The following is a 13,624-nucleotide window of genomic DNA, read 5'->3' on the forward strand; positions in this document are numbered from 1 at the left end:
GGCTCGATGCCCAGAGAGTGATGCGGCTCTGCGCGCTTGCGGAGGATCTTGCTGACGGCTGAGGGCTTTGCCCGAACGCAGACCGGGAGCTATGCGGGTAGCGACGAGCGTTATTTGGCTGGGGACGGTCTGGAGAGTGAGTAGGGGTGGCTCGTCTGCGGTCGCAGGAGTTGTCTCTGCGGTTCTGCCTGGCGTGAGCACGGTCACCGCTGCTGATGCCTTTTCCCGGCGGAATGATCAAGCAGCGTGATGGCGGAGGGGGGATCCCCCTCAGGGAACTTGAACAAACGAACCCCTCGGGGGAGTCTCTGGTTACCAAGCCAAGAGACCGCTCAAGTGTGCCACGTTCAACTGCAGACGCACCCGTTTTTCCTCTTTCTGACTCGCCTCGATGAAGAACTCGCAGCCCAGGCACAGGCCGTGGGGTGTGCCTGTGGCGGCGCGCTCCATCGTGCCAACTATCCCCGCAAACCCCGGGGTTGCCCGACGCTGGCGATCCGCGAGGCGTTCTCGTCCCGGCTGAGCTTTTGCTGTAGTCGCTGCCGCCGGCGCACGACCTCGATGTCGGTGCGCTTCCTGGGCCGGCGCGTGTATCTGGGCTTGGTGGTGGTGCTGTGTTCTGCCCGGCATGCCGGGCAGAACACAGCGGCGGCGACGCTGTGTGAGGCGCTCGCGGTGCCGCTGCGCACCTTGCAGCGCTGGCGACGGTGGTGGCGTGAGGACTTCATGCACACCCCGCTGTGGCAGGTGATGTGCGCCCGCTTCATGCCGCCGGTGTCGGCCGAGCGGCTGCCGGGCGATCTGCTCGCACGCTTTGGCGGCGAGGCGGCCGAGGCGCTGCAGCGCCTGCTGTGCTTTCTGGCGCCGATCACGGTCCGCGCGGCCACGCTGGCCGAGGGGCGCTGATGTCCCGCAGAGGATGCGCATAGCCACCCAGGGCGAGGCTTCGTAGCCTGCACTCCCAGTGGCGTCACCCCCCGGTGCGCCCGAACCGGGAGTCCTCTTGAACACACCGACCGATCCCCCGCAACGCGATCGATGGGCGCGGCTGCGCTTCTCGATCATCGGCCCCTTGCTGGCCGCACCGCCCGCGCCGGGCGAGGTGCACGATGCGCTGGCCACGCTTGCCGCCCGCACCTGGCGCCATCCCATCAGCGCATTGGATGTACGCTTCGGGCTGTCGACGATCGAGCGCTGGTACTACGCCGCGCGCAGCGCCGCCGACCCGATCGCGGCGCTGCGCGACCGGCCACGCCCCCGGGGCCGCTTCGCGAGCCTGGCGCCGGGCGTCATCGACGCGCTGGTGCAGCAGTACCGCGAACACCCGGGCTGGACCGCGCAACTGCACCTGGACAATCTGCGCGTCGCGCTCAACGGCAGCGGACTATCCGTGCCGTCCTATCCGACGGTGCGTCGCTACCTCAAGGCCCGGGGGATGTTCCGTCAGGCGGCACCGAAGCGCACGAGCGTGGGCGCCGTGCTTGCCCGTGATCGGCTCGAGCAGCGCGAGGTGCGCAGCTTCGAGCTCGATCACGTGTCGGCGCTGTGGCATCTGGACTTCCACCACGGCGCGCGCCGCGTGCTCACCCGCGCGGGCACCTGGGAGAAGCCCTTCCTGCTGGGCATCGTGGACGACCGCTCACGCCTGGTCTGCCACCTGCAGTGGTACCTGGACGAGAGCGCGCAGAGCCTGGTCCATGGCCTGTCGCAGGCCTTCATGAAGCGCGGGCTGCCGCGCGCGCTGATGACCGACAACGGCGCGGCCATGCTCGCCGACGAGACGGTGTCGGGCTTGAGCCGGCTCGGGGTGCTGCACCAGACGACGCTGCCGTACTCGCCCTACCAGAACGCCAAACAGGAGTCCTTCTGGGGGCGCGTCGAGGGGCGGTTGATGCCCATGCTCGAGGGCGAGCCCGCGCTCACGCTGGAATTGCTCAATCAGGCGACCCAGGCCTGGGTCGAGCATGAGTATCACCGCACGCTGCACAGCGAGATCGGCGCGACACCGCTCGCACGCTATCTGGCCGGTCCCAACGTGCGCCGCGACTGTCCCACTCCCACGGTACTCGCCGACGCGTTCCGCATCGAGGTGCCACGACGCCAGCGGCGCGCCGACGGCACCGTGACCCTGCATGGGCGGCGCTTCGAGATCCCGTCGCGCTACCACGCGCTGGCCGTGGTGCACCTGCGCTATGCGCGCTGGGACCTGACCCGGGTCGATCTGGTCGATCCGCACACCGGCGCCGTGCTGTGCCCGATCACCCCACTCGACAAGTCGGCCAACGCCGAGCGCACGCGCCGGCCCCGCGCACCGACGGCGGTCGATCTGTCGCCGCTGCCGCCCTCGGGCATGGCGCCGCTGCTCACCCAGTTGCTCGCCGACTACGCCGCCACCGGCCTGCCGCCGGCCTATCTGCCTGCCCCCGCTTCCCCCACCGAACAGGATCTCGCATGAACACCAAACTGCTCGCCCTCTACGGGCTCAAGTGGCATCCCTTCACCACCGAGGTGCACACCGAGGCGATCCATGTGCCCGCGCGCCTCGAGCACTTCTGCTGGCGCATCGAGCAGGGCCTGATCGGCGAAGGGGGCTTTGCGATGATCCACGGTGACCCGGGCACCGGCAAAAGCGTGGCGCTGCGCCTGCTGGCCGAGCGCCTGGCCCGTATCCCCGATGTCACCGTCGGCGCGATCACGCACCCGCAGAGCAACCTTGCGGACTTCTATCGCGAGATGGGCGATCTCTTTGGCGTGCCGCTGCGCCCGCACAACCGCTGGGGCGGCTTCAAGGCGCTGCGCGAGGCGTGGTTCGCCCACCTGGAATCGACCCGGCGCCGCCCGGTGCTGCTCATCGACGAGGCCCAGGAGATGAGCCCGGCGGTGCTCTCGGAGTTGCGCCTGATGGCCAGCGCGAAGTTCGACTCGCAGTCGCTCCTGTGCGTGGTGCTCGCGGGCGATGCGCGCCTGCCCGAGAAGCTGCGCCGCGAGGAGCTCATCCCGCTGGGCTCGCGCATCCGCACCCGGCTCACCACCGAAGCGGCCAGTCGCGAGGACTTGCTCGCCTGCCTGCAGCATCTGGTGAGCGCGGCCGGCAACGCCAGCCTGATGAGCTCCACCCTCATGCACACGCTGTGCGATCACGCCGTCGGCAACTACCGCATCCTCACCACGATGGCCGCAGAGCTGCTCGCCGTGGCCGCACACCGCGACCTGCCTCAGCTCGACGAGAAGCTCTACCTCGACGTCTTTGCCCCACCCGAAACCGTCGCCCCGCGCCGGGCAGCGGCACGACGCTGACCGCCAACAGGAGACCCTCATGCACAACCCCTCCTCGAGCGCATCGCTGTCGTGGCCCCAACTGCCCGATGAGGTGGCTCTGGCCCTTCAGGGCGTACTCCACGACTTCGTCATCCTGTTCGAGTCCCACTACCTCGGCCAGATCGAACGCTACTACCGCGAGCGATCGCGCGCGCACCTCGCCCAGCCCGACTTCATCCAGCCTGACCTGTTCCGCTCGGCCAACCCGGACGACCCGCCGTTCTGAACCGCTCACCTTCAAGCAAAAACGCCGCCGGTCATCGTCACCGGGCGGCGTTTCCATCTGCCGATCGCCCTCTGCGGACCATCGCGATACGTGACCACCGGGACATCAAATCGGGTGATCACACTCACAAGGCGAGCATCAAGTCCAAGCGCATGCTGGCTGCGACCATTGACGAATTTCGTGCCGAACTGCTCGGGGTTATGACATGAAGGTGCGATTGCCCTGGGGCGGAAGCTTGCGGGCGTCGATCTTTTCCATGCCCGAATTATATCAAAACCTATTTGATTGCCGGGTTAATAGTGCTATGCAGAGACGCCGAACCAATCATTCCACCGGACCTGCACGAAAAGCCGCGCAGGCCGGTGAGTTCAGACGTTACGTGTATTAATCCGATCGCGGAAGGGAGGCCCAGATGGCTCTAGGTGATAATAAACGTAGAATTAAATACGCTTTGCGACTAGCGGGCTGGAGCTATGAAAATGGCAATCGAGACAAGTTGAAACGAGATGCCGCCAGCGTCGCTCCTTCTGAATATCAATCAGAAATGGATGGCTCTTTGTTTTGTCCTGTTTGTTACACGAATCTAAACCGTGTGCCAAAGCAAAAGGAACATTTTTCTAATGGTCGAGAGGCATATTTTTGCCATTTAGCAGCTTATAAAGACATCAAGTGCGATCTTCGTTCCAGCAGGCCTGAAGGAAAAAGATATGAAACATATGAAGAGGCACGTAAAGCTATAGATGATGAAAACTTAGTCATAGTAGATGGGTTCATTAAAAATAAGCCTGAACTTCCAGATGAAGCAGGAGGTGAATACGATGAAACTCCTGTAGAAGATATTGATGGCCCTATCTCAGATGTGCCTATAGGACGGCATAGAGGCGAGTCCTTTAAGCTGCCAAGCAAGATTACTACTGTGGCCGGTATTTGTAGGAATTTTGACGAGAATCTCTACAAATATTATTACTTTCCAAATCAAAAATACTCAATACAACTGGTCGATCTGCTTCACCCTGTAGAAGAAATCCAAGAAGAAGATGATGGGCCAAAGCTCTACTACGGAACCATCGAAAGAACCGTCCATTTGGGTGAGCATAAACGGCCAGACAATATTCGCATGACTTACTTAAAGAATAATCAATCTTGCGTTCATGATTTTTGCATCAAATTACAAGATAAACATCAAAAAACTCATGGCATTACCGATGCCTCAGTTGGCAGAACTGTTATTGTCTATGGCGCAGTAAGTGATAATGGTACTGGCTTATGTTTTAAAAATCTTGGTTGGGGTGAGTTTGCTTTGCTCCCCCGCAAGTATGATGAATTGCTAGCATAAACACACGTAACAAAGCGCTGCTAGCGAGAAACCTACGAACGCTTCGGTTTGCCCCAGAGCGCGGCGTTTGGCGTCATCAATACACACCAGAGAACATTTATGCATCTAGACCCCATTGTCATTCGCCGGTAAGCGGTAACTGACCGGCGTCCTTGCCTACTTCGAGATTGCGAAGAGATCGGATCGCAACGGGTTGGCAGCGAAGTGCTGCTTCCACAGCCTGGGGGTGAGTTGCGCCACGTCGGCGGCCGGGTGCTGCCCGACACGCTGGAGCACATCGACCAGGTACGCATAGGGGTCGATGTCGTGCAGGCGGCAGGTGGCGATCAGGCTTTGCGCGATGCCCACGTATTTGGCGCCGACCTCGGTCCAGCAGAAGAGCCAGTTGCGACGGCCCATCGGCACCACGCGCAGGGCGCGCTCCAGGTGATTGGTGTCGATCGGCACCTCGGGGTCGGCCAGATACACCTCGAGGGCGGCGCGGCGCTCGCGCACATACGCCATGGCGGTGGTGAGCGGGGAGCTGGGAGCTGGGCAGCAGGCCCTGGGATTCGAACTGGGCATCGACCCAGGCGAAGAACTGGTGGACCACGGGCTTCGCCTGCGCGAGCCGGTGCGCGCGGCGTGCTTCGCCGACGAGCTTGGCTTCGCGGATGTGCTTCTCCACCGCGTACAGCTTGCCAATCATGTCCAGCGCCTGGCCTGCGCGCTCGGGCTCGACCGACTGCGCATCGAAGAACTTCCGCCTCGAATGGGCCCAGCATTGAGCGTGTGTGAGCCCGCATTTTTCAGCGTAGCGTTCGTAGGCCCCGTAGCCATCAGTGAGCAGCACCGCCCCCTTGGGCGGCGGGTCGGTGCCCAGTGTCTGCGCGATGTGCTTGCCGCCCCGGCCCTCGTGATAGGGGAAGCAGATCTCGTCACGCTCGCCATAGACCGGCCAGAAATAGCCGCCCTTCATCTTGCCCGGGCCGGCACGGCCCGCCTTGATCGGGGTCTCGTCCATCGCCTTGACCCGGCTCGCGCGGATCGAGTCGAGTTGGGCGACAAAGACCGGTTCGAGCAGTGAGAGCGCCGCGTGGGTGAGTTGCGTGAGCCACGGGCGCGAGACCTTGATGCCGTTGTCCCCGAGCCGTTGGTGCTGGCGATACAGCGGCTGGTGGTAGCAGAACTTGTCGGTGATGAGCCCGGCGACGAAGCTCACGTCGGCCCGGCTGCCCTCGATCACCCCGACCGGCGCCGCCGGGCAAGACATCACCTGGGTGTCGCGGTGCTTGATCACCGGGCGCACGTATTTGAGGATGACGTAGCTGCCCGGGCGCTGCGCGAGCCGGAAACTCGTCTTCTCGCCAATCACCTCGTACTGGTCCGGGGCGAGCCCTTCGGCGTCCGGGTTGGGCAGCGCGATCGTCTCGACCGGCACCCGGGTCTCGTCAAAGAACAGCGCCGGCTCGTCGTCCCGGGCGTAATCGGTGGCGCGGGCCCGGCGGGTGTGGGCGGCGATGTCCTTGCCAGGCGGCGGGGGCGAGGATTCGGGCACCGGCAACTCGCCCAGGTGCATCTGATGCGGGTCGGCCTCGAAGAGGCGCTTCTCGCTCTTCTGGCCGAACAGCTGCCGCCGGAACCAGTCGAGCTGGTGTTTCATCGCCTGGAACTCAAGCCGCATCGCATCGAGTTGGCGCTGTGTGGCCGCGTTCGCCTGGGCCAGTTCCACGACTTGCTCAGGGGCCCAGCGGGCGGCCTCGGCAAGCGTCGGAACGGTCAGGAAAACGGGCGTTGTCATGGCCCGCATTTTACCGCAAAAGCCAGCATTCATGCGGCTTTCACCGCGATTTCTGGCAGTTTGAAGCGGCGTTTGAAGCGCGCCGGCTCGATGCCTTCGAGCAGCAATTTGAGCCCTGTCCAGTCCATCTCGCGGCTGACCGCCTTGGACCAGTCCGACACGAAGCGCCCCGACTCGAGCCGCTTGGCCCAGATGCAAAAGCCGCTGCGATCCCAGTACAGCACCTTCATCTGGGTCGCCCGCCGGTTGATGAACACGAACAGATGCCCCGACAAAGGGTCCTGTCCCACGCCGTGGTGTGCCAGTGCATAGAGCCCGTCGAAGGATTTGCGCATATCGACCGGCCGACCATACAGGTGCACCCGTACCGTGCCCTCCGGGAAGAACATCAGCCGCGCACCAGGTGCAGTACCAGTCCGCCACCCAGATCGAGCTTGAGCTCGAGGCGCGAGGCGCCGCCTGAGCCCAGCACGCCCAGATCGACGAACGCCTCTTGCCGAGCCGGCGTTCGAGCGTCTGCTGCACCGCTCGCCAGAGCAACGAGTGCCCGCCAGCGTTGAAAGCTCGAGACGCTGATCGACTCGCGCGCGCAAAACGCCGCCACGCTCAGTCCGCTCGATACATGGCGGGCGAACACCTCCCGCCACTCGTCCCGACTGCGCCGCCGCCACTTGCGCTTGATTGCTCCTGCCATGAACACCGCCTCCGTTGTTGAACCTGGAGGCGATTGTCCACGCCGATCATGCGACCGGGAACAACGCCGGGCAGTTACCGCTTACATTCGCCGCTTCAAAGAACTCCAGACAAAAGCCGAAGCTGTATTGAACGCCAAATTTGTTGACTTCACTGATGATGAAGACATTCCGCACTACAAGGTTCCCTCGGATGCTTACAAGGAATGGGCTACAGGTGTTTTGAACTTGCTCCATCGCACATTCGGCGAAAGCAGTATTCACTACAAAAATTTCTTTGACCACTACCAAGGATTCAAGGGATGGGTTTCAAATTTTCAAGACAGCTATGGAATATTCCGTGCCGCAAGAGAGGACTATGAAGGCGGTTACTTATTCAATATCCGCACTTTGGCAAAGGCTGAGGTTCTATCAGATGCGCTTATACAGGCCAAGGCACTGCTCGCCTCAGGATATAAGGACCCTGCCTGCATCCTCGCGCGCGTATCTCTCGAATCTACGCTGAAGGATCTTGCCGGTCGATATGGCGTTGCAGAAGGGAAGCTTGACCGAATGAACGCCGACCTAACCAAGTTAGGCGCATATAACATGGCCAAGCAGAAACAGATCACGGCGTGGGCCGAGATTGGAAATAAGGCAGCTCATGGTGATTGGAGCCAGTACACTACCCAGGATGCTGAGGCCATGGTCAACGGCGTTGAAGCGTTGGTTGCTGACCTCACATGACGCCCAACAATCCGGTCCAGCGGACAGCCGGCCAGCTACGCTGACCTCCTGCCACTGACCTTCGTCGTTGAACGACAGCTTTCGCAGAGATCAACGGCTGCACAGGGTCGATTCAAGTAGCTCAAGACGATGCGATTCGGTAGCCAGACGTGATTTTCCGGCCGACCGTTCGTTTTTCCAGATCAGGGTTGTCTTGCGTCCGGTCCGTTGTGAGCCAGCGTCTCGGGGGACGCGTCCTGTCATCCGCGGCGGGCAGGCGCGGTCGAGGGCGGCGGGGAGGACGGGCGGCTTGGCTCGGAAGTCGGACGTGAAGCCGGTATCGCTGCAAACCCGGCCCGTCGTCGGCGGGCAGCAGGAGGGTGCATGCTAAAATCGCCTCCCTTCCCTTTGCCGCCGGCCGTGCGCCGCTCCATCCGTGCGCAATCTGCTCATTCTCATCCTCGTTTTCATCGGCATCTGGTGGCTGCGCGGTGCCGTGCGGCGCTTCAGGCAGCAGGGCGCCGCGAAGGCGGCGCGGCGCCCGGCCGACGCGGAACGCATGCTCGAATGTGCGCACTGCGGGATCAACGTCCCCGAGTCCGACGGGGTGCGCGCGGACGGCGTGTTCTATTGCTGCGAGCAGCACCGCCGCGCCGGGCCGCGCCTGGATTGAGATCGGTGATGGGGGCGGCTCCGGCGGTCGAGTTCGAGCATGCGCGCCGGGCCTCGCTGCGCTATCTGAACCTGTTCCGCCTGGTCATTGCGGGCCTGTTCCTGGTGGCCGGGCGCGAACTGGGGCTGGGCAGCGAAAATCCGCCCGTCTTCCGCCTCGCCGCACTCGGCTACCTGGGCGCGGTCCTCGCGCTCGGCTTTCCCGATGCGATGCGGCGCTTCGGCTCCGAGCGCGTGATCCTGCTGCAGGTGGTGGTCGATGTGCTCGCCCTGTCGGCGATCATGTGGGTCAGCGGCGGCTACCGCAGCGGCATGCCGGTGCTGATGATGGTGGTGCTCGCCGGCGCCGGGCTGGTCTTCGCCGGGCGGATGGTGCTGTTCTTCGCCGCGCTCGCGACGCTGGCGGTGCTGCTCGAGAATGCCTGGCGCCTGGCGGCGGGGCGGCAGTCGGTCGAGTTCTTTCAGGTCGGCCTCTTCTGCGCCGGATTTTTCGGCATCGCCCTCGTCGCCCGCCTGCTCGCCCTGCGCGCCCAGACCAACGCCTCGCTCGCCGCCGAGCGCGGGCAGGCGCTCGCCAACCAGCAGGCGGTCAATGAGCACATCATCCGCGACCTGCCCGACGGGGTGATCGTCGTCGACGCCGGCGGGCGCATCCGCCAGGCCAACCCGCGCGCGCTCGAACTGCTCGGCATGGCGCCGGCTGCGGCCGAGGCGCTCGAAGGCCGGGTGCTGGTCGAGCTCGACGCCGCCTTCGGGCCGGCGCTGTCGAGGGCGGGGACGGAAGACGGGGGCGAAGCGGAGCCGGGCGCCGGGATGCTTCAGGCGGCGGTGCCGGGGAAGATGCTGCGATCGACGGCGTCCGGCCGCCTGCTGCGCTGCCGGGCGGTGGCGGGGGCGCCGGCCAGCGCGGCGGCGGGCGATACCTTGCTCTACCTGACCGATTTCGAGGACATCCAGCGCCAGCTGCAGCAGATCAAGCTCGCTGCGCTCGGCCGCCTGACCGCGAGCATCGCGCACGAGATCCGCAACCCGCTGTCGGCGGTGATCCAGGCCGCCGAGCTGCTGGGCGAGGAGCGGCGCCAGGAGGTGCAGGCCCGCTTGGTGCGCATCATCAACGACAACGCCCAGCGCATCGGGCGCATGGTGCGCGACGTGCTCGCCCTCGGCCGGCGCGAGCAGGCCCTGCCCGAGGCGCTGGCGCTGGCCGCGTTCGTGGGCGAGCTGATCGATGCGCGGGTGTTCCGCAATGCCGCCGAGCACGCGCTGTATGCGGTCGACATCGATCCGACGCTGACGCTGGCGGTCGACCGTGCCCATCTGCACCAGATCCTCGACAATCTGCTCGCCAATGCCTGCCGCCACGGCTCGGGGGCGCCCGCTTCGGTCCGCCTGTGGGCACAGGCCTTGCCCGGCGAACGGGTCGCGCTGCACGTGTGCGACGATGGCCCCGGGCTCGACGAAAGCGCGCGGGCGCATCTGTTCGAGCCCTTTTTCACCACCCACTCCAAGGGCACCGGGCTCGGTCTGTACATCGCCCGCGAACTCGCCGAAGCCAACGATGCCACGCTCGAGCTCGCGGCGAGCGGCGCGGGGGCCGATTTCGTGCTGACCGGACGCACTACTACGCCATGAACACCGTCGAACGCCGTAACCGCCCGCGTACCGTCGACGTCCTCGTCGTCGATGACGAGGAGGACATCCGCGAGTTGCTCGAACTGTCCCTGCTGCGGATGGGCCTGGGGTGCGACACCGCGGGCTCGCTGCAGGAGGCGCGCGCCTTGCTCGAGGCGCGGCGCTATCGCCTGTGCCTGACCGACATGCGCCTGCCCGACGGCGACGGCCTGAGCCTGGTCGAATACATCCAGGCCCGCCATGCCGGCCTGCCGGTGGCGGTGATCAGCGCCTTCGGCAGCATCGAAGCGGCGATCCGCGCGCTCAAGCTCGGTGCCTTTGATTTCGTCACCAAGCCGGTCGAACTCAAGGCCTTGCGCGAACTCGTGCACCATGCGCTGAGCCTGCGCCCCGAGCCCGCCGCAGCGCCGGCCGGCGATGCGCGGATGCTGGTCGGCGACTCGCCCGCCCTCGCCCAGCTGCGCGGCCAGGCCGAGAAGCTGGCGCGCAACCAGGCGCCGGTGTTCATCTACGGCGAGTCGGGTACCGGCAAGGAGGTGGTCGCCCGCTTCATCCACCGCCTCGGGCCGCGCGCGGGCGGGCCTTTCGTCCCGGTCAACTGCGGCGCGATCTCCCCGGAGCTGATGGAGAGCGAATTCTTCGGCTACCGCAAGGGCAGCTTCACCGGCGCCGCAACCGACAAGGAAGGCCTGTTCCAGGCCGCCCGCAGCGGCACCCTGTTCCTCGACGAAATCGGCGAGCTGCCGTTGGCGATGCAGGTCAAGCTGCTGCGCGCGATCCAGGAGCGCGCGGTGCGCCCGGTGGGCGCGCATGCCGAGGAGCCGGTCGATGTCCGCATCCTCTCCGCGTCGCACCAGGACCTGGGACGGCTGGTGGCCGAGGGGCGCTTCCGCCAGGACCTCTTCTTCCGCATCAACGTCATCGCCCTGCGCGTGCCGCCGCTGCGCGAACGGCGCGAGGATATCCCCGCGCTGGCAGCGCACATTCTTGCCCGCCTCGCCGAGCGCGAGGGGCGGGCGCCGCGGCAACTGTCCGCGGCGGCGCTGCAGGTGCTGCTCGAGCACCCTTTCCCGGGCAATGTGCGCGAGCTGGAAAACCTGCTCGAGCGCGCCTGCGCGCTGTGCGAGGGCGAGCGCATCGACGCCACTGATATCGAGCTCCATCCGGGGGCGAGCATGTCGGGCTGGCTCACCGACAGCGCTTTCGGCTTCAATCCGGCGGCCACCTGGGTCGATCCGGCGCGCTTCGAGCGCGCCGCCGGGGCCGAGGGACGGGAAGGGGAATACCCCCCAGGAGCAGGTGCGCGTGGTCCGCGTCCTCGAGCAGGCGCGCTGGAACCATGACGCCGCGGCGCGCAGCCTCGGCATCAGCGTCGCCCAGTTGCGCTACCGCCTGCGCCAGTGGGGGATGGAATAAGGTCGCGGCTTCAGCCTGCCGCCGAGGCGTCGAACAGTTGGCGGAATGCCTGGAATTCTTCTTCCGAAGGGAGCAGCCGATCCACCCGCCGCGATCGCCATGCGCGGGCCTGCACACGTGACAGGCCGCGCCCGGCCAGAGAGGCTTCGAATGCCTGCCGCGACAGATGCAGCAGCACCGCGGGAGCATCCACCCGCGGGCAGATCCGCTCTGCACCGGCCCGCCGGAAGCCGAATACGCGCTGGTGAAAGCGCGCGTGGCGCGGATGGACTTCGATGAAGATGTCGGTCATGTGCGCGGTGAGCCGGGCCAGGGTGTAGAGCGCCTGGAGCAGGCCGGACAAGGCATCGTAGGAGGCGGTGTCGGGCGAGATCGCGAGGCGGGTGATCTCGCTGACGCGGGCGCCGCGCTGGCGTATGGCGTCGATTTCGTCGCGGTACAGGGCGTCGGCAAGGAGGCCGCCGCCGCAGTCCATGCGCAGCGTCAGGGTGGCGACGGCATGGCCGTTGCGCAGGGCGGCGACGATCAGGTCGTGCTCGTCCGGGTCGGCCTGCGTGCCATACGGGATGAGACCGCGGGCGGCGTACATGCGCTCGACCAGGGCGGCGGTTTGGCGCTGCAACGGATCGCATCCGTTGGCGATCCGGACCACGTATCCGTTGCGCTCGATGCTGAATGCCGGCAGGTGTGCGGTGAAGATCGCCTTACCTCCCGCGCGCCGCGGTGGTGCCGCGCCGCGCCGCGGGCCGGCCGCCGCGGACGACGCTGACGATCATCGTGAGGATGAACAGCGCCAGTGCCGCGGTGTTGGCGAGTGCGCCCCACTGGCGCAGGGCGAGATTGCCGCCGAAGCCGCCGGCGATGCGCACCGCGAGCGAGGCGTGAAGGAGCAGGAGGGGAAGATAGAACGCCGGGTGGTAGGGGATTTTTACCTTCGCCACCGCCGGGAAGATGATCGGCGCATGGCCGAAGACCATCGCGAAGACGAACCCCAGGGTGATCGCATGCAGGGCGATGTCGTGGAGCGCATGGCCCGGCGCGAAGCCGCCGGCCAGCCCGGCGAGGGCGCCGGCGGCAAGCCACAGGTAGCCCGACAGCAGGCACAGGGCGATGAAGCGGGTGAGCCCGCGCTGGCGCGCGTTGTGGCGGGCGATGTCGAATGCCAGCAGCCAGGCCGCGAGCGCGAGCAGGCCGGCGGAGAACAGCGCCAGCCCGGCTGCGCTATGCACGGTTGCGAGCAGCGCGCCGGCGAGGACGAGGAGGACGGCGGCGATGAAGCTGGGCGGTGCGGCGCGGCGGGCGGGGAGGAAGCGGGTCAGTTCGAGGCGCTCGCCGGCGATCGTGAGGACGAGGAAGGCCAGCCAGAACGCGACTGCGGAGTGCAGGTCGGCGCCGGCCAGCCATGCCAGGTTGCCCAGCAGCCAGCACGCAGCGCCGACCGCCAGCATCACGGTGAATAGCGCGAACTGACGCTGCACGACACGCACGCTGCCGAAGAGCAGCACCAGGGAGGCGGCGGTGAACAGGAATTGCGCGGCCCACAGCGGCCCGCCGGCCAGCAGCACGATGCCGCCGATGCCTGCCGTGGCGGGGGCGAGGTAGGCCCACAGGCGGGCGAGGGCGACCGCCCGTTCGAGGCTGATGACGGTGCCGAAGAAGGCGCAGACCATCAGTGCCGCATGGCTGCCCGCCTGGGCCGCGCCGAAGGCCGGCACGGAGAATCCGAGCCGGGCGAGGCCGGCAAGGACGCCGGTGAGCAGCGACAGCAAGGCGAAGGCGAGCAGCGGAATGCGGGCGGGCGGGGAAAGGTCGCGGGTCATGCCGTAGTCGGGCTCCGGGAAAGACTC

General features: G+C 65.9%; 14 protein-coding genes and 1 pseudogene. 10 read left to right on the plus strand and 5 right to left on the minus strand.

Going from position 1 to position 13,624, the window contains the following annotated elements; genetic code table 11:
- Window positions 1-561: 561 nt before the first annotated feature.
- The 5 genes from Tharo_RS07750 to Tharo_RS07770 all read left to right on the plus strand — a co-directional run bounded on the left by Tharo_RS07750 (window position 562) and on the right by Tharo_RS07770 (window position 4,880).
- On the plus strand, window positions 562-906 hold the full coding sequence (locus tag Tharo_RS07750) for a hypothetical protein (protein WP_107220705.1): 345 nt from the start codon (window positions 562-564) through the stop codon (window positions 904-906).
- Between the two features lie 97 nt (window positions 907-1,003).
- Window positions 1,004-2,455, plus strand: coding sequence for a DDE-type integrase/transposase/recombinase (locus Tharo_RS07755; RefSeq protein WP_107220706.1), 1,452 nt, complete (start codon window positions 1,004-1,006; stop codon window positions 2,453-2,455).
- The gene (locus Tharo_RS07760) at window positions 2,452-3,297 is read left to right on the plus strand and encodes an ExeA family protein (RefSeq protein WP_107220707.1); all 846 of its coding nucleotides are present in this window, start codon (window positions 2,452-2,454) and stop codon (window positions 3,295-3,297) included. The genes Tharo_RS07755 and Tharo_RS07760 overlap by 4 nt, the downstream gene beginning before the upstream one ends.
- A gap of 19 nt (window positions 3,298-3,316) precedes the next feature.
- Entirely contained in the window at window positions 3,317-3,544 is a 228-nt protein-coding gene (locus tag Tharo_RS07765) for a hypothetical protein (protein ID WP_107220708.1), read from the plus strand.
- 412 nt (window positions 3,545-3,956) lie between these two features.
- A complete protein-coding gene (locus Tharo_RS07770; protein WP_107220709.1) occupies window positions 3,957-4,880 on the plus strand; it encodes a hypothetical protein in 924 nt (307 codons plus the stop codon).
- Window positions 4,881-5,036: 156 nt separating this feature from the next.
- On the opposite strand, the pseudogene tnpC reads toward Tharo_RS07770, so the two are convergent.
- The 3 genes and pseudogenes from tnpC to tnpA all read right to left on the minus strand — a co-directional run bounded on the left by tnpC (window position 5,037) and on the right by tnpA (window position 7,354).
- Window positions 5,037-6,660: pseudogene (gene tnpC, locus Tharo_RS07775) on the minus strand (IS66 family transposase).
- Window positions 6,661-6,689: 29 nt separating this feature from the next.
- The gene (gene tnpB, locus Tharo_RS07780; protein ID WP_107219750.1) at window positions 6,690-7,049 is read right to left on the minus strand and encodes an IS66 family insertion sequence element accessory protein TnpB; all 360 of its coding nucleotides are present in this window, start codon (window positions 7,047-7,049) and stop codon (window positions 6,690-6,692) included.
- Complete coding sequence (tnpA, locus tag Tharo_RS07785) at window positions 7,049-7,354, minus strand: IS66 family insertion sequence element accessory protein TnpA (protein WP_107219751.1); 306 nt, start codon at window positions 7,352-7,354, stop codon at window positions 7,049-7,051. The genes tnpB and tnpA overlap by 1 nt, the downstream gene beginning before the upstream one ends.
- Between tnpA and Tharo_RS07790 the strand changes: the two genes are divergently transcribed.
- The 5 genes from Tharo_RS07790 to Tharo_RS17925 all read left to right on the plus strand — a co-directional run bounded on the left by Tharo_RS07790 (window position 7,353) and on the right by Tharo_RS17925 (window position 11,777).
- A complete protein-coding gene (locus tag Tharo_RS07790) occupies window positions 7,353-8,078 on the plus strand; it encodes a DUF4145 domain-containing protein (protein WP_107220710.1) in 726 nt (241 codons plus the stop codon). The genes tnpA and Tharo_RS07790 overlap by 2 nt on opposite strands.
- Window positions 8,079-8,493: 415 nt before the next feature.
- Window positions 8,494-8,730 carry a PP0621 family protein gene (locus tag Tharo_RS07795; RefSeq protein ID WP_107220711.1) on the plus strand — a complete coding sequence of 79 codons (237 nt, stop codon included), beginning with the start codon at window positions 8,494-8,496 and terminating at the stop codon, window positions 8,728-8,730.
- Between the two features lie 8 nt (window positions 8,731-8,738).
- Window positions 8,739-10,361 carry a sensor histidine kinase gene (locus tag Tharo_RS07800; protein WP_107220712.1) on the plus strand — a complete coding sequence of 541 codons (1,623 nt, stop codon included), beginning with the start codon at window positions 8,739-8,741 and terminating at the stop codon, window positions 10,359-10,361.
- Entirely contained in the window at window positions 10,358-11,704 is a 1,347-nt protein-coding gene (locus Tharo_RS07805; RefSeq protein WP_245881029.1) for a sigma-54-dependent transcriptional regulator, read from the plus strand. Before Tharo_RS07800 ends, Tharo_RS07805 begins: the two co-directional genes overlap by 4 nt.
- Window positions 11,667-11,777: a helix-turn-helix domain-containing protein gene (locus Tharo_RS17925; protein WP_245881030.1), complete on the plus strand. Its 111-nt coding sequence runs from the start codon at window positions 11,667-11,669 to the stop codon at window positions 11,775-11,777. The genes Tharo_RS07805 and Tharo_RS17925 overlap by 38 nt, the downstream gene beginning before the upstream one ends.
- Window positions 11,778-11,787: 10 nt before the next feature.
- Here the strand turns inward: Tharo_RS17925 and Tharo_RS07810 are convergent, their stop codons facing one another.
- Window positions 11,788-12,399, minus strand: coding sequence for an N-acyl amino acid synthase FeeM domain-containing protein (locus Tharo_RS07810; RefSeq protein WP_159051673.1), 612 nt, complete (start codon window positions 12,397-12,399; stop codon window positions 11,788-11,790).
- A gap of 82 nt (window positions 12,400-12,481) precedes the next feature.
- Complete coding sequence (locus Tharo_RS07815; protein WP_107220714.1) at window positions 12,482-13,597, minus strand: hypothetical protein; 1,116 nt, start codon at window positions 13,595-13,597, stop codon at window positions 12,482-12,484.
- Window positions 13,598-13,624: the final 27 nt, after the last annotated feature.

Source organism: Thauera aromatica K172 (assembly GCF_003030465.1).
GTDB lineage: Bacteria > Pseudomonadota > Gammaproteobacteria > Burkholderiales > Rhodocyclaceae > Thauera > Thauera aromatica.

Bases quoted from the DNA above. Each gene is read 5' to 3' on its own strand.
- tnpB (WP_107219750.1), bottom strand. From the start codon at position 7,049: ATGTTCTTCCCGGAGGGCACGGTACGGGTGCACCTGTATGGTCGGCCG.
- Tharo_RS07790 (WP_107220710.1), top strand. From the start codon at position 7,353: ATGAACACCGCCTCCGTTGTTGAACCTGGAGGCGATTGTCCACGCCGA.
- Tharo_RS07815 (WP_107220714.1), bottom strand. From the start codon at position 13,597: ATGACCCGCGACCTTTCCCCGCCCGCCCGCATTCCGCTGCTCGCCTTC.
- tnpA (WP_107219751.1), bottom strand. From the start codon at position 7,354: ATGGCAGGAGCAATCAAGCGCAAGTGGCGGCGGCGCAGTCGGGACGAG.
- Tharo_RS07760 (WP_107220707.1), top strand. From the start codon at position 2,452: ATGAACACCAAACTGCTCGCCCTCTACGGGCTCAAGTGGCATCCCTTC.
- Tharo_RS07770 (WP_107220709.1), top strand. From the start codon at position 3,957: ATGGCTCTAGGTGATAATAAACGTAGAATTAAATACGCTTTGCGACTA.
- Tharo_RS07750 (WP_107220705.1), top strand. From the start codon at position 562: ATGTCGGTGCGCTTCCTGGGCCGGCGCGTGTATCTGGGCTTGGTGGTG.
- Tharo_RS07765 (WP_107220708.1), top strand. From the start codon at position 3,317: ATGCACAACCCCTCCTCGAGCGCATCGCTGTCGTGGCCCCAACTGCCC.
- Tharo_RS07805 (WP_245881029.1), top strand. From the start codon at position 10,358: ATGAACACCGTCGAACGCCGTAACCGCCCGCGTACCGTCGACGTCCTC.
- Tharo_RS07800 (WP_107220712.1), top strand. From the start codon at position 8,739: ATGGGGGCGGCTCCGGCGGTCGAGTTCGAGCATGCGCGCCGGGCCTCG.